The organism is Aminobacter sp. NyZ550 (assembly GCF_025628925.2).
Taxonomy (GTDB): Bacteria; Pseudomonadota; Alphaproteobacteria; order Rhizobiales; family Rhizobiaceae; genus Aminobacter; species Aminobacter ciceronei.
Window position 1 is genome coordinate 1,160,526 of the sequence record NZ_CP114190.1, and the last position, 20,656, is coordinate 1,181,181.

Sequence of the window (20,656 nt, forward strand, 5' to 3'; positions counted from 1 at the left end):
GGTCACGCGTCATGACCGCCGATTCGCCAAGAACCAGGGCCGCCCCCGTGCTGGTGCCGATGCCGGCCGAGCGCGCCTACTCCTATGCCGTTCCCGACGGCATGCAGGTGGTGCCCGGCTCGATCGTGCGCGTGCCGCTCGGCCCGCGCGAGGTGGCAGGCATCGTCTGGGACGGACCGGTCGAAGCGGTCGATCCGAAGAAGCTCAGGCCGATTGCGCATGTCTTCGATTGTCCCCCCGTCAATGACGAGATGCGCCGGCTGGTCGACTGGATCGCCCACTACACCCTGTCGCCGCCCGGCATGGTGGCGCGAATGATCCTGCGCGCGCCCGAGGCCTTCGATCCGGAGCCCTGGACGGAAGGGCTCAAGCGCAGCGACGGCGAGCCCGACCGAATGACTGCGGCGCGCGCCCGTGTGCTCGAAATGGCCAATGACGGCATAGCCTGGACGCGCTCGGGCCTGGCGCATGCTGCCGGCGTTTCCTCCACCGTCATCGACGGGTTGAGGGCGCAAGGCGTATTCGAGACGGTGATGATCCCGCCGCGCCCGGTGGTGGCGCCGCCCGATACGTCCTACACCAGCGCAGAGCTCACCAATGACCAGGAGGCAACCGCGGCAAGCTTGCGCGCCCAGGTCGAGGCCGACAAATTCGCGGTCACGCTGATCGACGGCGTCACCGGCTCGGGCAAGACGGAAGTCTATTTCGAAGCGGTGGCGGCGGCGCTCGACAAAGGCAAGCAGGTGCTGATCCTGCTGCCTGAAATCGCGCTGACGCAGGCCTTCCTCGAGCGCTTCCAGAACCGATTTGGCACCAAGCCCGCCGAGTGGCATTCGGACCTGCCGCCGCGGATGCGCGAGCGCGTCTGGCGCCAGGTCGCCGAGGGTGGCGTGCGGGTGGTGGCTGGCGCCCGCTCGGCCCTGTTCCTGCCGTTCAACAATCTCGGGCTGATCGTCGTCGACGAAGAACATGACCCTGCTTACAAGCAGGAGGACCGCGTCTTCTACAATGCCCGCGACATGGCGGTGGTGCGGGGCCATATCGGCGGCTTTCCTGTCGTGCTGGCGTCAGCCACGCCGTCGGTTGAGAGCCGGGTCAACGCCGAGCAGGGCAAGTATGCGCGTTCGGTGCTTTCAGCCCGTTTCGCCGAGGCGGCGCTGCCACAGCTGGCGACGGTCGACATGCGGCGCTCGCCACCGGCGCGCGGCGGCTTCCTGTCGCCGGTGCTGCTCGGCAAGATGCGCGAAACCCTTGGCCGGCAGGAGCAGTCGCTGCTGTTCCTCAACCGGCGCGGTTATGCGCCGCTGACGCTCTGCCGGGTCTGCGGTCACCGCTTCGGCTGCCCGGTCTGTTCGGCCTGGCTGGTCGAGCATCGCTTTCGTGGCCAGTTGGTCTGCCACCATTGCGGCCACAACGAGAAGCGGCCCGAGGCCTGCCCGGAATGCGGCACCTTCGATCATCTCGTCGCCTGCGGGCCGGGCGTCGAACGCATTGCCGAGGAAGTGGTTTCGCATTTCCCCGACGCGCGCACCATCGTGCTGTCCTCGGACATGCTGGGCGGCGTGAAACGGCTCAGGCTGGAACTGGAGGCGATCGCCAATGGCGAAGCCGATATCGTCATCGGTACCCAGCTCGTCGCCAAGGGGCACAACTTTCCGAACATGACGCTGGTCGGCGTGGTCGACGCCGATCTTGGCCTCGCGAATGGCGACCCGCGTGCCGCCGAGAGGACCTATCAGCTGTTGTCGCAGGTGACCGGCCGGGCAGGGCGCACCGGCAAGAAGAGCCTTGGCCTGCTGCAGACCTTCCAGCCCGACCATCCGGTCATGCGGGCGATTGTCTCGGGCGATTCGGAGGCCTTCTACGATCGTGAGATCGCCGAGCGCGAGCGTTCCGCCCTGCCTCCCTACGGCCGGCTCGCCGGCATCATCGTCAGCGCGGCAACGCGGCCCGAGGCCGAGAGCCATGCGCGTGGTCTGCGCCGCGCAGCCCAGGTGGCGCAGGATGTCCATGTGCTCGGGCCAGCGGAGGCGCCGCTGGCGCTCATCGGCGGCCGCCATCGCTTCCGTTTGCTGGTCCAGGCCGACAGGAAGGCCGACATACAGGGCTACATCCGCGCGCTGCTTGCCGCCGGGCCCAAGCTGCGCGGATCGGTGCGCGTGCAGGTCGACATCGATCCGCAGAGTTTCCTGTGATCAGGCCATGGGCCGGGTGATCATGCCGAGCAGCGGCGGCGTCGCTGCAGGGCCGTACATGGTTTTTTCCAGCACATAGCCGCCCGCCTTGAGGCGCACCTCGATGGCGTGCGCGATAGCTGAGATCTGGCCGGCGCTTGGCGGCTCGAAGAACAGGTACAGTTTGCCCTCCGGGGCGAGCAGCGACCGGATCAGCTTGAGTTCGCGCGCCGCCTCCAGCCAGAACAGGTTGACGTTGATGGCGAAGATCTTGTCGAAGTGCCGACCGCCACCGCTCCAATCCGCGAGTGCCCCCTGCGCCAACGCTGCCTTGCCGGCCGATATCGCCGCGCGGTTTCTCTCGTCGGCGGAGCTTACGGCGCTGTCCGAGCGATCGAGCCCGATAATGTGACCATCGGTCAGCAGCGGCGTGATTTCAGCCATGGCGATGCCCCGCCCGCAGCCGATTTCCAGCAGCCTGTCGCTTGGCTGAATGCCGAGGTGACTGATCGCCCAGACTATTCGCGCCGGTATGGCCATGGTCCCCTCCATCAGGCCCGCCGACCGCAGCATACTTGTTTCGGCCGTTCACACCAGTTGCGCTCTGGCGCTCGACACACCGTCGGATATGATCCCTGTGGATTCGAGGCCTGACCGGAGGGGAAATATGGAGTTCGCATTTCCGTGGCCGGCGAGCCAGGGCGAGTGGCTGGCGTGGAGCTCGGCGGCGGTCACGCTGCTGTTCGGCGTCATCCTGTTCTTTGCCCCGAGAATCGCCTTCCGCCTGCTCAGGCTGCAGGCAAGGCCGGACAATCCGGAAGCCATCGCCCAGGGTCGCGCCACTATGGCAGGCTTCTTCCTCGGGGTTGGGCTGTGCGCGATTCTGCTAGCCCAGCCATTGCTTTACATGGCGCTCGGCGTGTCGTGGCTGTTCACGGCCTTCGGCCGGATCGTCGCCATGATGTCGGACGGTGCCAACACCCCATACAATTGGGTGGCGATCGTTGTCGAACTGGCGCTGGCGGCCCTACCCCTTGGGTTTGTTTTCGGCTTCTGGCCGTGAATCGCCGTCAAGCCACAGCTCCGATGCGCAAGATGCGACAATAGTGCCTCAAAAGCCTGTTAGAGGACGTGTTGCGGTCCTCAAAAGCCTGTGCTAGACGGCAATCGACTTTCGGCCGGGGGGATGCGGCTGTCGCGAGCTCCGGGGTCAAAAAACGCAGTAAGGTCAAAGATTTAGCTAGAGTCTCACACTCGCGCCAACAATCTTGCGGCCTGTCAGACAAGAGAAAAGACGGTCCGTGACCCAATCTTCCTCGCCAATCTCCGGTGTTGCTGAGCGCTATGCGGGATCGTTGTTCGATCTCGCACTCGAAGCAGGCGCTGTTGCAAAGGTAGAAGCCGACCTCGGTCGTTTCGCGGTGCTGCTTGACGGCAGTGCTGATCTGGATCGCCTGATCAAGAGCCCGGTGTTCTCCGGCGAAGATCAGGAAAGGGCCATCTCGGCGATCGCCGACAAGGCCAAGATCACCGGCCTGGCCGGCAATTTCCTCCGCCTCGTGGCGCGCAATCGCCGCCTGTTCGCACTGCCCGGCATGATCAAGGCGTTCCGCCAGATCGCCGCCGAGCATCGTGGCGAGACCTCGGCAGAGGTGACTTCGGCGCATGCGTTGACCGCGGCGCAGGAAACGGAACTCAAGTCGGCGCTGAAGAGTGTCGCCGGCAAGGACGTGGCGATCTCGGTCGCGGTCGATCCTTCGCTGCTCGGCGGCCTGATCGTGAAGATGGGCTCGCGCCAGATCGATACGTCGCTCAAAACCAAACTCAATTCGCTCAAGCTTGCACTGAAAGAGGTCGGCTGATGGACATCCGCGCCGCGGAAATTTCCGCAATTCTGAAAGACCAGATCAAGAATTTCGGCAAGGAAGCCGAAGTTACCGAAGTCGGTCAGGTTCTGTCGGTGGGTGACGGTATCGCCCGCGTCTACGGTCTCGACAACGTCCAGGCGGGCGAAATGGTCGAGTTCCCGGGCGGCATCCGCGGCATGGCGCTGAACCTTGAAAGCGACAACGTCGGCGTCGTCATCTTCGGTGCCGACCGCGACATCAAGGAAGGCGACACCGTCAAGCGTACCGGCGCGATCGTCGACGTCCCGGTCGGTCCGGAGCTGCTCGGCCGCGTCGTCGACGCGCTCGGCAACCCGATCGACGGCAAGGGCCCGATCAAGGCGAAGGAGCGTCGCCGCGTCGACGTCAAGGCGCCCGGCATCATCCCCCGCAAGTCGGTGCATGAGCCGATGTCGACCGGCCTCAAGGCCATCGACGCCCTGATCCCGGTCGGCCGCGGTCAGCGCGAACTGGTCATCGGTGACCGTCAGACCGGCAAGACCGCCATCATTCTCGACACCATCCTGAACCAGAAGGCGATCCACGTCGCTGGTCCGGAGAAGGAAAAGCTCTACTGCGTCTACGTCGCCGTCGGCCAGAAGCGCTCGACCGTCGCGCAGTTCGTGAAGGTGCTCGAAGAGCGCGGCGCGCTCGAATATTCGATCATCATCGCCGCCACCGCCTCCGATCCGGCCCCGATGCAGTTCCTGGCTCCGTTCGCCGGCTGCGCCATGGGCGAATACTTCCGCGACAACGGCAAGCATGCCCTGATCGCTTATGACGATCTGTCCAAGCAGGCCGTCGCCTATCGCCAGATGTCGCTGCTGCTGCGCCGCCCGCCGGGCCGTGAAGCTTACCCGGGCGACGTCTTCTACCTGCACTCGCGCCTGCTTGAGCGTTCGGCCAAGCTGAACGACGAAAACGGCGCCGGCTCGCTGACCGCTCTGCCGGTCATCGAAACGCAGGCCAACGACGTCTCGGCCTACATCCCGACCAACGTGATCTCGATCACCGACGGCCAGATCTTCCTCGAGACCAATCTGTTCTTCCAGGGCATCCGTCCTGCCGTGAACGTCGGTCTGTCGGTGTCGCGCGTCGGCTCGTCGGCCCAGATCAAGGCGATGAAGCAGGTTGCAGGCTCGATCAAGGGCGAGCTCGCGCAGTACCGCGAAATGGCTGCCTTCGCGCAGTTCGGTTCCGACCTCGACGCGGCCACCCAGCGTCTGCTCAACCGCGGTGCGCGCCTGACCGAGCTGCTCAAGCAGCCGCAGTTCTCGCCGCTCAAGACCGAAGAGCAGGTGGCGGTGATCTTCGCCGGCGTCAACGGCTATCTCGACAAGCTGGCCCTCAACCAGGTCGGCAAGTTCGAGCAGGGCCTGCTGGCTTACATGCGCTCGGAAGGCAAAGACGTTCTCGACGGCATCCGTACGGAGAAGGCGCTCAGCGACGATCTCCGCGGCAAGCTCAAGGGGCACATCGACGCTTTCGCGAAAAACTTCGCCTGACACTGACGGATAAGGCATGGCCTCGCTAAAAGACCTCCGCAACCGTATCGCCTCGGTCAAGGCGACGCAGAAGATCACCAAGGCGATGCAGATGGTCGCCGCGGCGAAGCTGCGTCGCGCCCAGGAAGCTGCGGAAGCCGCGCGTCCCTACTCGCAGCGCATGGGTGCGGTTCTCGCGAATATCGCCCAGGCTGTCGGTGGCGGTGGCGATGCTCCGGCGCTGATGACCGGCACCGGCAAGGACGACGTGCATCTGCTCGTCGTCTGCACGGCCGAGCGCGGCCTGTGCGGCGGCTTCAACAGCCAGATTTCGCGTCTGGCTCGCGACCATGTCCGCAAGCTCCAGGGCCAGGGCAAGACGGTCAAGATCATCACCGTCGGCAAGAAGGGCTACGATGTCCTGCGTCGCGACTTCGCCTCGCTGATCATCGACCGCGTCGAACTGCGCGACGCCAAGCAGGTTGGCTTCGTCCATGCCGACATGATCGCCAAGAAGGTGATCACCCTGTTCAACCAGGGCGGCTTCGATGTCTGCACGCTGTTCTACTCCGAGTTCAAGTCGGTGATCAGCCAGGTTCCGACCGCGCAGCAGGTCATTCCTGCCGCCGCTCCTTCGGCCGGCGCCGATGCCGCGACCAGCGGCGGTGCGGTCTACGAATACGAGCCGGAGCCGGGCGAAATCCTCGGCGATCTCATTCCGCGCAACATCTCGGTGCAGATTTTCCGGGCGCTGCTGGAAAATGCTGCCGGCGAGATGGGTGCCAAGATGAGCGCGATGGACAATGCCACGCGCAACGCAGGCGACATGATCAACAAGCTGACGATCACGTACAACCGCCAGCGTCAGGCCCAGATCACCAAGGAACTGATCGAGATTATTTCGGGCGCCGAAGCGCTCTAGCCACGTGATGGCTCGCCGCAAGGCGGGTCCGCGTGAAACAACGAACGGACACAGAGGTTAAACGATGGCTAAAGCAGCTACTCCGAAAGCCGCTCCGGCGGCGGAAAAGGCCCCCGCAGCAAAGAAGGCGGCGCCTGCCAAGGCGGCCGCTGCCAAGGTCGAAAAGTCGGCGGTCGTCGCCTCCGGCGCGGGCCGCGTCTCGCAGGTCATCGGCGCTGTCGTCGACGTGCAGTTCGACGGCGAACTGCCGCCGATCCTGAACGCGCTCGAGACGATGAACGGCGACAACCGCCTTATCCTCGAAGTGGCACAGCACCTGGGCGAAAACACCGTCCGCTGCATCGCCATGGACATTTCGGAAGGCCTCGTTCGTGGCCAGGCCGTCCGTGACACCGGTTCGCCGATCATGGTTCCGGTTGGCGACGAGACGCTCGGCCGCATCATGAACGTCATCGGCGAGCCGGTCGACGAAGCCGGCCCGGTCAAGACCAAGTCCAAGCGCGCCATCCACCAGGAAGCGCCTGCCTATGTCGACCAGTCGACCGAAGCACAGATCCTGGTCACCGGCATCAAGGTCGTCGATCTGCTGGCTCCTTATGCTCGCGGCGGCAAGATCGGCCTGTTCGGCGGCGCCGGCGTCGGCAAGACCGTTCTGATCCAGGAACTGATCAACAACGTCGCCAAGGCGCACGGTGGCTACTCGGTGTTCGCCGGCGTCGGCGAGCGCACCCGCGAAGGCAACGATCTGTATCACGAAATGATCGAGTCGGGCGTTAACAAGGACCCGCACGAGAACAACGGCTCGACCGAAGGTTCGAAGTGCGCCCTGGTGTTCGGCCAGATGAACGAGCCGCCCGGTGCGCGCGCCCGCGTCGCCCTGTCGGGCCTGACCATCGCCGAGCACTTCCGCGACCAGGGCCAGGACGTGCTGTTCTTCGTCGACAACATCTTCCGCTTCACCCAGGCGGGTTCGGAAGTGTCGGCTCTGCTCGGCCGTATTCCTTCGGCCGTGGGCTATCAGCCGACGCTGTCGACCGATATGGGTGCGATGCAGGAACGCATCACCACCACCAACAAGGGCTCGATCACTTCGGTGCAGGCGATTTACGTCCCCGCCGACGACTTGACCGATCCGGCGCCGGCAACCTCGTTCGCGCACCTTGACGCGACGACGGTTCTCAACCGCGCGATCTCGGAAAAGGGTATCTACCCGGCCGTGGATCCGCTCGACTCGACCTCGCGCATGCTCGATCCGCTGATCGTCGGCGAAGAGCACTATTCCGTCGCCCGTCGCGTCCAGGAAATCCTCCAGCGCTATAAGTCGCTGCAGGACATCATCGCCATCCTGGGCATGGACGAGCTGTCGGAAGAGGACAAGGTCACGGTCGCCCGCGCCCGCAAGATCGAGCGCTTCCTGTCGCAGCCGTTCTTCGTCGCTGAAGTGTTCACCGGCTCGCCCGGCCAGCTGGTTCCGCTCGAAGACACCATCAAGAGCTTCAAGGGCCTGGTTGACGGCGAGTACGATCACCTGCCGGAAGCTGCCTTCTACATGGTCGGCGGTATCGACATGGCGATCGAGAAGGCCCAGCGCCTGGCTGCGGAAGCGGCATAATCATAACGCCGCAGCGCGGGCCCATGGTCCGCGCTGTTGCACCGATGACTGCCCAGTTGCGGGCAGGTCTGCTCGGAACTCCGTCCAAGCATTTGTGAGACACCATGGCTGAAGCATTCAAATTCGAACTGGTCTCGCCCGAGCGTCTGCTCGTTTCGGAGCAGGTCGAGTCCGTCGTCATTCCCGGTGCGGAAGGCGAAATGACTGTCATGGCCAACCATGCGCCTGTCATGACCACGATCAAGCCGGGCGTCGTGACGGTGAAGGCCGTTGGCGGCAAGGAAGAGCGCTACGTCGTGTTCGGCGGTTTCGCCGACATCGTCCCGGCAGGCTGCACGCTGCTTGCCGAATCGGCGACGCCGGTGAAGGACATCGACCGCGCCGAACTGCTGCGGCGCATCCAGGACGCACGCGAGGACGTCGCCGACGCCAAGGAAGACCAGGCCCGCACCAAGGCGGAAGCCTATCTCAACCACCTTTCGACCCTGGAAGCCGCGATCTGAGGATTTCTCGCCGGGTCAGGCACGTTCGACAGAATTGCTCAAGCCGTCGGCTCCACCGGCGGCTTTTTGCATTTTGGGGGTCTGTCGGCTGGGGTGGAGAGCTCGCGAGCTGGAGTTAGCCGCTCCACGCCCTGACCGCCTCGGCCAGCGGCAGCACCTCTCGAGGTCGGGCGCGCGCCTCGGTCGGCGTGCCGGAAAAGCGCGGGGTCGGAGCTGGTTGTGTCAGCCCGTTCAGTTGAACAAAGCTTTTCCGGGCGATGAGATGAGGATGTTGCGCCGCCTCGTGAAGGTCGAGCACCGGTGAAACGCAGGCGTCGGAGTGTTCCAGCAGAGCCAGCCATTCGGAGCTTGGGCGTCTGATGATCAGCGCTGCGATCTCGTCTTTCAGTGCTGGCCAATTGCGCCGGTCGGCGCGCAGGGCGTGGGCGGTGTCGTCCAGCCCGATGGCCTGGCGGAACAGTTCGAAGAACTGCGGTTCGATCGGACCGATGGCGATATGCCTGCCGTCTGCGCATTCATAGGTGCAGTAGTAGGGCGCGCCGCCGTCGAGCAGATTGGCTGCGCGCTGGGGCTGCCACTGGCCGGCGGAGGCCAGGTCGTAAGCCATGGTCATCAGTTGGACGGTGCCGTCGCAAATGGCAGCATCGACGACTTGCCCGGTGCCTGTACGCTGCGCCGACAGCAGGGCCGCGAGCATGCCGGAGACGAGGAACATGGCGCCGCCGCCGAAGTCGCCGACGAGGTTGAGCGGCGGCACGGGATGGCCGGCGGGGCCTATCGCCGCGAGCGCGCCTGATATGGCAATATAGTTGATGTCGTGGCCCGCATGGGTTGCCAGCGGACCTGTCTGCCCCCACCCCGTCATGCGGCCGTAGACGAGACGCGGATTGCGTTCCAGCAGGACATCAGGTCCCAACCCCAGCCGTTCCATGACAGCCGGCCGGAACCCTTCGATAAGGGCGTCGGCACTGTCGCAGAGTGTGCGAACCATCTCGGCCTGGACGGGATCCTTGAGATCGGCCTCCACGGTTGGACGCCCGCGTCCCGAAATCGGATCGGGAATTTTTGGCGTGGCCTCCGGGCGCGCGATGCGGATGACGTCGGCCCCCATGTCCGCGAACTGCATGGCGGCGAAGGGTGCAGGTCCGAGACCGACGAATTCGACGACGCGAAGCCCGGCAAGCGGGCCGGTTGCCGGTTTGGTCATGGTCCGCACTCCTTGTGGCGAAAACGAGAGGCTGGCGGAGGGGCTTGTGAAACCTTCCGGCCGGATTGGGGTGAAGAGCCTAGGATTGGGACTGTGCAGCCTGCCACTCGGCGTAAAGATGCTGGTGGTCCCGCGGGCGCACCGGGAGATATGCGACCTTCATCGTCTGTTCGGTCGCTGGCCGCGCCAGGTCGGCATAGACAGCTGCCGTCGACAGGCCATAGGGCGCGCCGTCGTCATTCGAATATGCATATGCGACTTCGGTTATGCCGGCCATGCGCATCGCGCCCATGCACATCGGGCAAGGATGGCCGCTTGCATAGACTGTGCAACCGTCGAGCCGTGGCGAGGCCAGGGCCTGACTTGCCGCCCGGATGGCCGACATTTCGGCATGGGCAGTCGGATCATTGGACGAGAGCACTTCATTGACGCCACAGGCGACGACCTCTCCGTTCCTGACCACAACCGCTCCAAAAGGACGGCCACCTCTCGAAATGTTCGCGCGCGCCAGCTCGATTGCATGGCAAAGGAACTCACTCGACTTGTCCAATTCGGCCTCCTCAGCGGGCGCCGGCGGCAACCAGGACCTTCTCGATCTCGGTGAAGCCGTGCCTGCGTGCGTTCTGCAGCGGCGTTACGCCGTCGCCGTCGGCAAGGTTGACGTCAGCACCGGCGTCGACGAGCAACTTGACGATCGCGACGTGGCGGGGACCGCCATCGCCGAGTACGATCGCCTCCAGCAGAGCCGTCCAGTTGAGCTTGTTGACGTGGTCGACCTCGACACCGGCCTCGATCAGCGTGCGCACGGTTTCGACATGACCGCGTTCGGCGGCCGGGATCAGGGCGGTGCCGCCATAGCGGTTGATGCTCTTGAGATCGGCGCCGTGGGCCAGCGTCATCTTCAGGATCTCGAGGTGTCCGCGTGCGCCGGCATAAAGATACGGGCTGTCATTGATGGCATCCTTGGCGTTGACGTCGGCGCCTGCGTCGATCAGCACCCTGGCAGCTTCGATCTGGTTGCCGTGGGTGGCGAGCAGAAGTGCGGTGCGGCCGCTGTCGTCGCGTGCGTCGATGCTGGCGCCCTTTGCAAGCAGGTCGCGGACAGCTGTCGCGTCACCCTTGCTCGCGCTTGCATGCAATTCACGTTCGAGCATGTTTTCTCCTGCGGCTGGTGCAATCCATGCCATGGCGGCGAATGCCAGGACAGAGGCGATCTTGAGCAATAGGCGGTTCATGTTCCTAATCTTTCGATACGTGTGGCCGAGCGGCTGGATAGCGGGTTCCGCTCCGCAAGTTTTACCTTCTGAAACCAAATCTGTTCGTGATTGTGGCAGACGAAGTTGATGTCTTGTTTGTGCGTCCCATACGGTCTATTGCGGTTTGTCAGCCGGGACGGGGGTCAGAAGGCAACGACACCAGGGATGTACCGTGAAGGGAATTATACTTGCGGGCGGTAGTGGCACGCGACTCTACCCTGCAACACTTGCAGTATCGAAGCAGATACTTCCGATATATGATAAGCCGATGATCTATTATCCGCTCGGCGTTCTCATGCTGGCGGGTATTCAGGACATCCTTATCATCTCGACGCCGCGCGATCTGCCGCAGTTCCAGCAGTTGCTCGGCGACGGCTCGGCGTTTGGCGTGTCGTTTTCCTATGCCGTCCAACCTTCTCCCAACGGCTTGGCCGAAGCGTTCATCATCGGACGCGAGTTCATCGGCAACAGCCCGGTGGCGCTTATACTTGGCGACAACATCTTCTATGGCGACGGCCTGTCGGAGCGCTGTCGGGCAGCCGTTGCCCGCGAGAGCGGCGCTTCGGTCTTTGCCTACCATGTCGAGGATCCGCAGCGTTATGGCGTCGTGTCATTCGACCGGGAGACCCAGCGTGCCCTGTCGATCGAAGAAAAGCCTGCGCAGCCGCGCTCGAACTGGGCGGTGACAGGTCTCTATTTTTACGACAATTCGGTGGTCGACATTGCCTCGTCGATCAAGCCGTCGGCGCGTGGCGAACTGGAGATCACCGACGTCAACCGCACCTATCTCGAGCGCGATACGTTGCATGTCGTCCGCCTGGGCAGGGGCTACGCCTGGCTCGATACCGGCACTCATGACAGCCTCCACGAGGCGTCGTCCTTCGTGCGCACCATCGAGCATCGCCAGGGCATCAAGATCATGTGCCCGGAAGAGATCGGCTTCGAACTCGGCTGGGTCAGCGAAGAGGACGTGTTGCGCCGTGCCGCCGAGCTCGGCAAGACCGACTATGCCCGCTATCTCGAGCGCCGAGTCAGGGAAATCAGTCATGGTTGAGGTGAGCAAGCTCGGCCTGGACGGCGTTTGCGAAATACGCGTCCCCAGGTTCGATGACGCACGCGGTTTCTTTTCCGAGACCTGGAATGCCGGGAAGCTTGCCCAGGCAGGCATCGCCGTCGATTTCGTGCAGGACAATCACTCGCTGTCGCGGGAGCGCGGCGTGTTGCGGGGGCTGCATTTCCAGAAGCCGCCCTTTGCACAGGACAAGCTGGTGCGGGTCCTGCGCGGATCGATCTACGATGTCGCCATCGACATTCGCGTGGGCTCGCCGACCTTCGGCAAATGGGTGGGGCTGACGGTTTCCGCCAAAGAATGGAATCAGATATTGGTGCCCAAGGGCTTCGCGCATGGCTTTGTTACGCTCGAGCCCGACACCGAAGTTGCCTACAAGGTGTCGGCACCCTATTCGCAGCCGCATGACCGTTCGATCCGCTTCGATGACCCCGACATCGCGATCGACTGGCCGGTAGCCGCACAAGAGCTGATCCTGTCGGACAAGGATGCTGCCGCCCCCTTGCTGACTGATGTCGAAACCGGATTTGTCTACCCGTGAAAAACGTCCCTCAAACTGTGCTGGTCACCGGTGGCGCCGGTTTCATCGGCTCGGCCGTCTGCCGGCATCTGGTGGCAAGCGGCAAGTACCGCGTCGTTAACCTGGACAAACTGACCTATGCCGGCAACCTGACGTCGCTGCGTGATCTCGACGGCAATCCGAACTATGTCTTCCGGAAGGCCGACATCTGCGACACCGACAAGGTGCGCAAGATTCTCGCAGACGAAGCCGTCGATCTCGTCATGCACCTGGCGGCAGAAAGCCACGTCGACCGATCGATCGACGGGCCTATGGCCTTCGTCACCACCAATGTCGTCGGCACGGCGAGCCTGCTGCAGGCCGTGCTCGACCACTGGCGCAGCCTTGGGGAGGAGGCACGCAAGCGCTTCCGCTTCCATCACGTCTCGACCGACGAGGTGTTCGGCGACCTGCCTTTCGATTCCGGCGTCTTCACCGAGGACTCGCCCTACAAGCCGTCGTCGCCTTATTCGGCATCGAAGGCGGCGTCCGATCACTTCGTGCGCGCCTGGCACGAGACCTACGGATTGCCGGTTGTCCTTTCCAACTGTTCGAACAACTACGGGCCCTACCACTTCCCGGAAAAGCTGATCCCGCTGGTCATCGCCAACGCGTTGGATGAGCAGCCGCTGCCGGTCTATGGCAAAGGCGCAAACATCCGTGACTGGCTGTTCGTCGAGGATCACGCCAGGGCACTCGAAGCGGTCATGACCGGGGGCCGGATTGGTGAGAGCTACAACATCGGCGGACGTGCCGAACGCACCAATCTCGAAGTTGTCGAAGCCATCTGTGCCCTGCTTGATGCACGCCGCCCCCGCAATGGCGGCCGCTCGCATCTCGACCTCATCACCTATGTTACCGACCGGCCCGGACATGACCGGCGCTATGCCATCGATCCGACCAAGAGCGAGCAGGAACTGGGCTGGACGCCGCTGGAAACCTTTGAGACCGGCCTCGCCCGTACCGTCGACTGGTATCTCGCCAATGGCTGGTGGTGGCGCCCGATCCGCGAGCAGCGCTTCGACGGAACCCGCCAGGGACTGGTCGCTGCCAAGTGAAGATTCTGGTTACCGGAACATCCGGCCAATTGGCGCTCTCGCTTGCCGAGCGCGCCAAGGGAAAAGCAAATATCGTCCTTGTCGGTCGGCCTGACCTCGACCTTGAAGATCTCGCCACTTTTGCCCCGGTCCTGAAATCGGTCGCGCCTGATATGGTCATCAATGCCGCCGCGCACACCGGCGTCGATCAGCAGGAAGACGACCCCCAGCGCGCATTTCGCATCAATGCCGAGGCGCCGGCGGAATTGGCTCGACTGACCAGGCTTGCGGGCATCCCGATCGTCCAGGTTTCGACGGACTACGTGTTTGATGGCAAGGCGGCGCAGCCTTACTCAGAGACGGACATGCCCAACCCGCAGACGGTCTATGGCCGCAGCAAGCTGGCGGGCGAGGAAGCCGTCCGTGCCGGCAATCCGGACCACCTGGTGGTGCGCACGGCCTGGGTCGTCAGCCGCCATGCCCGCAACTTCGTCAAGACGATGCTCACGCTCGCGGCGACACGCGACAGGCTGCAGGTCGTGGCCGACCAGTTCGGCAATCCGACGGAGGCCCGTGATCTCGCCGACGGCTTGCTGGCGGCAGCTGCCTCGTGGCACAAGCGAGGCGGCTTTCCGCACGGTCTCTACCATCTCGCCGGCCAGGGCCGCGCCAATTGGTTTGAGCTGGCCACTCACGTCTTTACCGTCAGTGCGTCGCTCGGCGGACCATCCGCGCTTGCAGAACCTGTCGGCAGTGAGCAATGGCCAGCAAAGGCCGCGCGGCCGGCGAATTCGCAACTGAGCTCGGACGCCTTTGCCCGCGATTTCGGCTACCGTGCCGGCGAGTGGCGAGAGCGGGTCGCGGGCCTGGTCACGGAACTGGTCGGATCTGCAAACAGGTGAATCTGACCCTGAGCGCTTTCGAAAGCGAACGCCAGTTGCCCGTTGCCGGAAGGTTCCCGTTTGGTTGATCACCCGATTGCTACGGCGGAAAGAAGCTGTGATTGTACAAATGTTGTCCGGACAGCCGTTTCGCTGCATAGATGCGAGACGAGGAAAAGCTCACTGCTTTGGGTAGGAGTCGACATTTACGTTAAGTCAAGTTGATGCGGACGACTTTATGAAACCGGAAGTGGATCTGATCGTCGTTACCCACAACAGCGGCTCGGTCTTGCCAGTATTTTTGGCGACTGTTCCGAGTTGTGCAAACGTTGTTGTCGTCGACAACGCCAGCGTCGACGACTCCGTGACGCTTGCCAAGGCTGCCGGGGCGAAGGTCATCGAGATCGAGGAAAATGTCGGCTATGGCAGCGCCTGCAATGTCGGCGCGGCCGCCGGCAATGCGCCATTCCTGCTGCTTGCCAATCCTGACCTTCGCTTCGAGGCGGGCGCGATAGAGGCGCTTGTTGCTGCAGCCGCTGCCCATCCCGACGCCGCCTTCAATCCGCGTTTCTATTCGGGCTCGCGCCGGCGCTTCAGACGGTGGTCGCGACTGCTGCCGGCGTCCGACTTTTGGCACGGGGCGCCACCCAACCATGATTGCGCCATCCCGGTCCTGCATGGCGCCTGCATCTTCATCAGGCGCAAGCATTTCGAGCAGGTTGGCGGCTTCGACCAGAACATCTTCCTGTTCCACGAGGACGACGACCTCAGCGTGCGGCTGCTGCGGGTCGGTGTCGAGCTGCGGCTTGCTGCAGGTGCTGCCGTCGACCATGCGGAAGGCCGCTCCAGCGCGCGGTCGGTCGAGTCGGGCCGCGTCAAGGGTGAAGCGATGGGCCGGTCGCTGGTCTATGTCATGAACAAGCACCAGATGCCGCTTGACGTACCTGCCGAACGTTTCCGTACGTGGCTGAAGCTGCTGTGGCCGCATGTGCTGTTCTCCAGTGCGCGACGCTCCAAGCTTCTGGGATTTGCAAACGGATTGAATGGCGGCCCTATGGGCAGTTTCGGGAAGCGCCAGTGAACGCTCTGTCAGGCGCCCCGTGGCGTGAAAGGCCATCCTTCTTGCGCAGAGTCTGGGGAAAGTTGCGGCGGATCGCGCAGCCGTCCCGATGGCTGGCGAGGTCACAGCCGTCGGACCGGCTACACGAGACACAGGTCCGCAATCTCCTTGGCCATTATCCGGCCGGTGACTATAAGCCGATAGCAAGCGAAAAGCCGGCCGCGACCGACGTCCGCCTGGTGGCGTACTACCTGCCGCAGTTTCATCCGACGGCGGAGAACGACGAGTGGTGGGGGAGCGGCTTCACCGAATGGCGCAACGTTGCGCGCGCGTTCCCTGTCTTCGAAGGTCACTACCAGCCGCGGCTGCCGGGAGAACTGGGCTATTATGACCTCCGGTTGCCTGAAGTCATGCGCCGGCAGGTCGAACTGGCCAAGCTCTATGGCATCTCAGCCTTCTGCTTTCATTTCTACTGGTTTGGTGGTCGGCGTCTGCTGGAAGGTCCGCTGGACCATTACCTGGCAACCGCCGATCTCGACCTGCCATTCTCCCTGTGCTGGGCCAACGAAACCTGGTCGCGACGCTGGTCCGGGCGCGAGCAGGACGTGCTTCTGGCGCAGCGGCATTCGGCGGAGGACGACATCGCGGTCATTCGCGGCCTCGACAAATATTTCCGCGATCCCCGCTATCTGAAAATCGACGGCAAGCCGGTTTTCACCGTCTATCGCGCGAGCCTCTTCCCGGACATGAAAGCCACCATCGCACGCTGGCGCGCAGAGATGACCAGGCTCGGATATCCTGGGATCTACCTGATCGCGACGAATGCCTTTGATTTCAGTGCGCATCGCGACCACGGCTTCGATGCGCTGTCCGAGTTTCCGCCGCACAACATCCGCACGCCGAGTATCGAAAGCAGCTTGTCCGTCTCACGCTTCCGGGACAGCGGTCGTATTCGACGCTACGCCGACGTGGTGGCAGCGGAAAAGGTGAAGTCGGTCGAGGCAGGCGTCGTCCATCCCGGCGTCATGCCGTCATGGGACAACAGCGCGCGCCGTCCGACGTCTGCCCAGATCTACCATGGCTCGACGCCCGATCTCTTCGAGCAATGGCTCGGGGACGCGATGGAGCGCGCGCAGGCCAATCCTGCAAACGAGCGCCTTGTCTTCATCAATGCCTGGAACGAGTGGGGCGAGGGGGCGTATCTCGAACCCGACCTGAGATATGGTTACGCCTATCTCGAGGCCTGCGCGGAAGCCCTTCGGAACCATAAGTGACAGCGGCGCCGTCTCGCATAAGGCAATTTCCATCGGGGTGCTGGGCCTGTACAAGGCGCGCTGACATCTCACTTGCATTGGAGAGTACCTATGGCCGGTGGACAAGACCGCATCGTCTGGCTGAATGGCAGCTACCTGCCGGCCGCTGAGGCCAAACTGTCGATCTTCGATCGCGGCTTCCTGTTTGCCGACGGCATCTACGAGGTGACGGCGGTTCTTGACGGCAAGCTAGTCGACAGCGACCTGCACATGGCGCGTCTGGAGCGCTCGGCCTGTGAACTTGGCTTGCGCCTGCCCATCACCACCGCTGCCATCGAAGAGATCGAGCACGGTCTGATCGAGCGCAACGGTCTGCAGGAAGGGCTTGTCTACCTGCAACTGACGCGGGGCGCCGAAGAGCGGAACTTCCTGTTCGGCGAGGAGCTGGTGCCGACACTCCTGCTGTTGACGCAGCCGAAGGTGCTTGTCGATGTTGCCGCAGCAAGGACAGGCATTGCCGTCAAGACGCTGGCCGACCTGCGCTGGGCAAGGCGCGACATCAAGAGCGTGTCCCTGCTGCCGCAGGTGTTGGCCAAGCGCGACGCCAAGGCGGAAGGTTGCGACGAGGCGTGGATGGTCGAGGACGGTCATGTCTCCGAAGGTGCGTCGTCGACCGCCTATATCGTTACCCATGACGGCAAGATCGTCTCACCCGCCAACAGCCGGCGCACGCTGCCCGGCTGTACGCGACAGGCGCTTGTCCAGTTGGCCGAGGAGGGCGGCCTGACGCTCGAGCAACGCCGCTTTACCGTCGAGGAAGCCCAGGCTGCTGCCGAAGCCTTCATCACCAGCGCTTCGACCTTCGTCATGCCGGTGACCCGCATCGATGGCAAGCCGATCGGCGACGGCAAGCCGGGACCAGTCGTCACGCGGCTGCGCGAGATCTATATCGACCATGCGCGCGCGAGCGCACGCTGACGGGCAAGGGCTGACCCATCCGGGCCCGTAGCCAGCTGGGCCGGCAAACGCCGTCGCGGCTGCCGAAGATACACGACCATCTTCGGGTCCTGGTAGTCGTCCATGGTCGGCATGGCGTGCATGACGACGGCTAGAACCGCACCGCAAGGTTTGCCTTGAAGCTGTGATGCTGTGCGTCGGATGCCAATTGGCCATGATAGGCAAGGCCGACGCTTGCAGCCGCGGAGATGTCGAAGTCGAGCCGGCCTCGACAATGGCGCTGTCTCTGGCGATCGGTGCCCCCGCGACAGAGAAAGCGCTGGAGTAGCCAAAGGCATTGACTGACGAGGGAAACATGTTGCCGAAAGCGTGGCGCCAGCCGAGCATGCCGCGTGCCCTGGTTTCTATGCCGGCCACTGTAAATGCGGTCGAGGCGCGCAACCCGACGGTGGTGAAGGTGACGTCGGTCGAATCCCTTGCGACGGTGAGAGCCGCAGCGCCGCCCTGTTCGGCAAAGCCATCCGTGTGGAGATTGACGGAGGCGAGATTGGCGAAGGGTTTTGTCGATGGGCAAATCGCGCAACTTTCCGGCGCTGAGTACCTAACCTACGAATCTGCCGGTTGGTGGGAACACCAGGATCTTTATGTCATCCGCAAACCTTCCGCCGCTGCACACGCTGGGATCCAAATGAAGACAGCTGGAGAGTAATGTCGGTCGAGTAGATCTACAGCGGAGTGGTTAGCGGACATACAGATCAGGGCTATAAGGCGGTATCAGACTCTAATGCGGTCTCGCACGCTCATGAGCGCGAAGCCGAGCAAATTGTCGCCACGCCACAGGAGTGGATTGGCTGCTCGCTTGTCATCAGCGGCCAAGCCGATGCCCCACACGCGGTCCACCGGGCTTGCTTCAACTAGAATCTGATTGCCGGTAGACAGCAGAAATGCCCCGAGCGCCTTGTTTTGGGAGAACTTTGCGAAGCTTCCTTCAGTGACGATGCGGCGCTTCTCTCCATCCCAACGCGCCTCATCAAAACCGCGCACCTCGCGACCGATCTGCTTTGCCTGCTTGGGACTTCGCGCCTTAAGGACGTGCTGCACCGCTTCTTGGTCGCCAAACAGCCGTGCCTTCTCAGCCATCATCCAATGCTCAGCCGTGGGATAGCGGATGCTGGCCACCTCAAAGGCCGCAGACCACCACTGGCTGAAGCATGAGGCAGTTATCCGTCCATCTTTTGCAGGCTGGTGCCCCCAGAAGAAAAGGAACTTCAGGCGTGCCTTGGCACGGAACGCTGTCTCAAGGTGGGCGCGATCATGAACCATAGTCTGCACTCTGAAGCAGCAATGCCGAACATCGGCAATGAAGGCAGAAAGCTGCCGTTGCGGCCTCAAGATATTTAGGGCTTTAAGCGTAGAACCGGCGGTGTCTGGCGGAGAGGGAGGGATTCGAACCCCCGATGGGCTTGCACCCATGCCGCATTTCGAGTGCGGTGCATTCGACCACTCTGCCACCTCTCCGCGGTCGTGATCGGCCGTTGCCGGCGCGGCGCAGTAGATAACGGCTCATGGCCTGTCGCACAAGGCTAAATGTGACCGAGTTGGCGTATCTTTTTCATTGAGCCGATTTAGCCAGATGGACGCTGCGTCAGCCCGGTGGAAAATCTCGGTCAGAGAGACTGGCTTCACGGGCGTTTGGGTTATGCGGGCGTCGCCTCGGCAGTTGTTCGCTTGAGCTGAAGCCTGTATCCGGGACTGGACTGCGTGAGGCTCGCGTCGGCACGGGAGGCCTGGCCGGGCTCGAAAGCGCAGCTTTGCCAAGGTGTTCGCCTTGACTTCATGGCAACCTTCGGTTACGGGACCCCTGCAATCGGCGTGGAGGGTCCTCTGCGCCGTTTGTCATGAACCCGTATCGACTGACAAAAAGACGGCCAAAAAGGCCGACCGAACAGCGAAAGGCACAAAATGTTCGCAGTCATCAAAACGGGCGGTAAGCAGTATCGCGTTGCCGCCAATGATGTGATCAAGGTTGAGAAGCTCGTCGGCGCCGCCGGCGACACCGTGGAATTCGTCGAAGTGCTCGCCGTTGGCGAAGGTGAAAACGCCGAGATCGGCGCGCCCTTCGTCGCTGGCGCAGTGGTGACGGCTGAGGTGGTCGAGCACGGCCGCAACAAGACCGTCATCGCCTTCAAGAAGCGTCGCCGCCAGAACTCGCGTCGCGCCCGCGGTCACCGCCAGCACCACACCACTGTCCGGATCTCCGAGATCCTGACCGGCGGTGCGAAGCCTTCGAAGAAGGCGGCAGTGAAGGCCGAAGCCGCAGCTGATGCAGCTGCAGAAAAGCCCGCGAAGAAGGCAGCGCCGAAAAAGGCTGCAGCCGTCGCGGAATCAGAGTAATCAGAGCGCTGAAGGAGAACATCCATGGCACATAAAAAAGCTGGCGGTTCGTCGCGCAACGGTCGCGATTCAGAGTCGAAGCGCCTTGGCGTCAAGAAGTTCGGTAGCGAGTCCGTGATTCCGGGCAACATTATCGTTCGTCAACGCGGCACCACCTGGCATCCCGGCGTCAACGTCGGCATGGGCAAGGATCACACCCTTTTTGCGCTCGAAGCCGGCGCCGTGACCTTCAACAAAAAAGCCAATGGCCGAACCTACGTATCGGTGAATCCGATTCTCAAGGCCGCGGAGTAGCCGGTTCCGCACTACAACACCGGCGCCCCATCTCGGGAACCGGTGTCTGGCCAAGCCAGGAAAAGGATCAGGGGAGATGGGTTTCCATCTCCCCTTTTTCATTTTCCT

Annotated in this window: 21 protein-coding genes, 1 tRNA gene and 1 pseudogene; 16 read left to right on the forward strand and 7 right to left on the reverse strand. The window is 63.1% G+C overall.

Annotation, left to right across the window (positions count from 1 at the left end; translation table 11 throughout):
- Nucleotides 1-11: 11 nt before the first annotated feature.
- Nucleotides 12-2,195: a primosomal protein N' gene (locus N7E70_RS05720; protein ID WP_154386213.1), complete on the forward strand. Its 2,184-nt coding sequence runs from the start codon at nt 12-14 to the stop codon at nt 2,193-2,195.
- On the opposite strand, the gene N7E70_RS05725 is transcribed toward N7E70_RS05720, so the two are convergent.
- Nucleotides 2,196-2,714, reverse strand: coding sequence for an SAM-dependent methyltransferase (locus tag N7E70_RS05725; protein WP_169808305.1), 519 nt, complete (start codon nt 2,712-2,714; stop codon nt 2,196-2,198).
- A gap of 127 nt (nt 2,715-2,841) precedes the next feature.
- Between N7E70_RS05725 and N7E70_RS05730 the strand changes: the two genes are divergently transcribed.
- From N7E70_RS05730 to N7E70_RS05755, 6 genes are all read left to right on the forward strand, one after another.
- The gene (locus tag N7E70_RS05730; protein ID WP_067956549.1) at nt 2,842-3,237 is read left to right on the forward strand and encodes an AGROH133_08824 family phage infection protein; all 396 of its coding nucleotides are present in this window, start codon (nt 2,842-2,844) and stop codon (nt 3,235-3,237) included.
- A 238-nt stretch (nt 3,238-3,475) separates the two neighbouring features.
- A complete protein-coding gene (locus N7E70_RS05735; RefSeq protein ID WP_182574251.1) occupies nt 3,476-4,036 on the forward strand; it encodes a F0F1 ATP synthase subunit delta in 561 nt (186 codons plus the stop codon).
- On the forward strand, nt 4,036-5,565 hold the full coding sequence (gene atpA, locus N7E70_RS05740; RefSeq protein ID WP_067956554.1) for a F0F1 ATP synthase subunit alpha: 1,530 nt from the start codon (nt 4,036-4,038) through the stop codon (nt 5,563-5,565). Before N7E70_RS05735 ends, atpA begins: the two co-directional genes overlap by 1 nt.
- A 16-nt stretch (nt 5,566-5,581) precedes the next feature.
- A complete protein-coding gene (locus tag N7E70_RS05745) occupies nt 5,582-6,466 on the forward strand; it encodes a F0F1 ATP synthase subunit gamma (protein ID WP_067956556.1) in 885 nt (294 codons plus the stop codon).
- A 64-nt stretch (nt 6,467-6,530) separates the two neighbouring features.
- The gene (gene atpD, locus N7E70_RS05750; RefSeq protein WP_067956557.1) at nt 6,531-8,078 is read left to right on the forward strand and encodes a F0F1 ATP synthase subunit beta; all 1,548 of its coding nucleotides are present in this window, start codon (nt 6,531-6,533) and stop codon (nt 8,076-8,078) included.
- Between the two features lie 104 nt (nt 8,079-8,182).
- Nucleotides 8,183-8,581 (forward strand): F0F1 ATP synthase subunit epsilon, encoded by a 399-nt coding sequence (locus tag N7E70_RS05755; protein ID WP_067956560.1) that lies wholly within the window; start codon nt 8,183-8,185, stop codon nt 8,579-8,581.
- A gap of 115 nt (nt 8,582-8,696) precedes the next feature.
- On the opposite strand, the gene N7E70_RS05760 is transcribed toward N7E70_RS05755, so the two are convergent.
- From N7E70_RS05760 to N7E70_RS05770, 3 genes are all read right to left on the reverse strand, one after another.
- Nucleotides 8,697-9,788: a CaiB/BaiF CoA transferase family protein gene (locus N7E70_RS05760; RefSeq protein WP_154386210.1), complete on the reverse strand. Its 1,092-nt coding sequence runs from the start codon at nt 9,786-9,788 to the stop codon at nt 8,697-8,699.
- Nucleotides 9,789-9,867: 79 nt separating this feature from the next.
- Nucleotides 9,868-10,338, reverse strand: coding sequence for a nucleoside deaminase (locus N7E70_RS05765; protein WP_182574252.1), 471 nt, complete (start codon nt 10,336-10,338; stop codon nt 9,868-9,870).
- A 10-nt stretch (nt 10,339-10,348) separates the two neighbouring features.
- Nucleotides 10,349-10,942: an ankyrin repeat domain-containing protein gene (locus tag N7E70_RS05770; RefSeq protein ID WP_210283768.1), complete on the reverse strand. Its 594-nt coding sequence runs from the start codon at nt 10,940-10,942 to the stop codon at nt 10,349-10,351.
- A gap of 274 nt (nt 10,943-11,216) precedes the next feature.
- Here N7E70_RS05770 and rfbA point away from each other — a divergent pair, with 274 nt between their 5' ends.
- The 7 genes from rfbA to N7E70_RS05805 all read left to right on the forward strand — a co-directional run bounded on the left by rfbA (nt 11,217) and on the right by N7E70_RS05805 (nt 17,881).
- Nucleotides 11,217-12,098 (forward strand): glucose-1-phosphate thymidylyltransferase RfbA, encoded by an 882-nt coding sequence (rfbA, locus tag N7E70_RS05775; protein WP_067956564.1) that lies wholly within the window; start codon nt 11,217-11,219, stop codon nt 12,096-12,098.
- Entirely contained in the window at nt 12,091-12,654 is a 564-nt protein-coding gene (rfbC, locus tag N7E70_RS05780; protein WP_154386206.1) for a dTDP-4-dehydrorhamnose 3,5-epimerase, read from the forward strand. The genes rfbA and rfbC overlap by 8 nt, the downstream gene beginning before the upstream one ends.
- Nucleotides 12,651-13,730: a dTDP-glucose 4,6-dehydratase gene (gene rfbB, locus N7E70_RS05785; RefSeq protein WP_246787030.1), complete on the forward strand. Its 1,080-nt coding sequence runs from the start codon at nt 12,651-12,653 to the stop codon at nt 13,728-13,730. The genes rfbC and rfbB overlap by 4 nt, the downstream gene beginning before the upstream one ends.
- Nucleotides 13,727-14,611, forward strand: coding sequence for a dTDP-4-dehydrorhamnose reductase (gene rfbD / locus N7E70_RS05790; protein WP_263005802.1), 885 nt, complete (start codon nt 13,727-13,729; stop codon nt 14,609-14,611). Before rfbB ends, rfbD begins: the two co-directional genes overlap by 4 nt.
- A gap of 217 nt (nt 14,612-14,828) precedes the next feature.
- Nucleotides 14,829-15,671 (forward strand): glycosyltransferase family 2 protein, encoded by an 843-nt coding sequence (locus tag N7E70_RS05795; protein WP_263005771.1) that lies wholly within the window; start codon nt 14,829-14,831, stop codon nt 15,669-15,671.
- Between the two features lie 62 nt (nt 15,672-15,733).
- Nucleotides 15,734-16,924: a glycosyltransferase WbsX family protein gene (locus tag N7E70_RS05800; protein ID WP_067956573.1), complete on the forward strand. Its 1,191-nt coding sequence runs from the start codon at nt 15,734-15,736 to the stop codon at nt 16,922-16,924.
- A gap of 90 nt (nt 16,925-17,014) precedes the next feature.
- Entirely contained in the window at nt 17,015-17,881 is an 867-nt protein-coding gene (locus N7E70_RS05805; protein ID WP_263005772.1) for a D-amino-acid transaminase, read from the forward strand.
- 294 nt (nt 17,882-18,175) lie between these two features.
- On the opposite strand, the pseudogene N7E70_RS30885 reads toward N7E70_RS05805, so the two are convergent.
- The 3 genes and pseudogenes from N7E70_RS30885 to N7E70_RS05820 form a co-directional block, all read right to left on the reverse strand.
- A pseudogene (locus tag N7E70_RS30885) lies at nt 18,176-18,436 on the reverse strand (autotransporter outer membrane beta-barrel domain-containing protein); the annotation flags it as partial.
- Between the two features lie 198 nt (nt 18,437-18,634).
- The gene (locus tag N7E70_RS05815) at nt 18,635-19,183 is read right to left on the reverse strand and encodes an NADAR family protein (RefSeq protein WP_263005773.1); all 549 of its coding nucleotides are present in this window, start codon (nt 19,181-19,183) and stop codon (nt 18,635-18,637) included.
- 105 nt (nt 19,184-19,288) lie between these two features.
- Nucleotides 19,289-19,378: transfer RNA gene (locus N7E70_RS05820), tRNA-Ser, on the reverse strand.
- 444 nt (nt 19,379-19,822) lie between these two features.
- Here N7E70_RS05820 and rplU point away from each other — a divergent pair.
- Together rplU and rpmA are read left to right on the forward strand one after the other, a co-directional pair.
- Entirely contained in the window at nt 19,823-20,254 is a 432-nt protein-coding gene (gene rplU, locus N7E70_RS05825) for a 50S ribosomal protein L21 (RefSeq protein WP_067956584.1), read from the forward strand.
- A gap of 24 nt (nt 20,255-20,278) precedes the next feature.
- Nucleotides 20,279-20,548, forward strand: a complete 270-nt coding sequence (gene rpmA / locus N7E70_RS05830; protein ID WP_055974797.1) for a 50S ribosomal protein L27 — start codon at nt 20,279-20,281, stop codon at nt 20,546-20,548.
- The last annotated feature ends 108 nt before the right edge of the window (nt 20,549-20,656 follow it).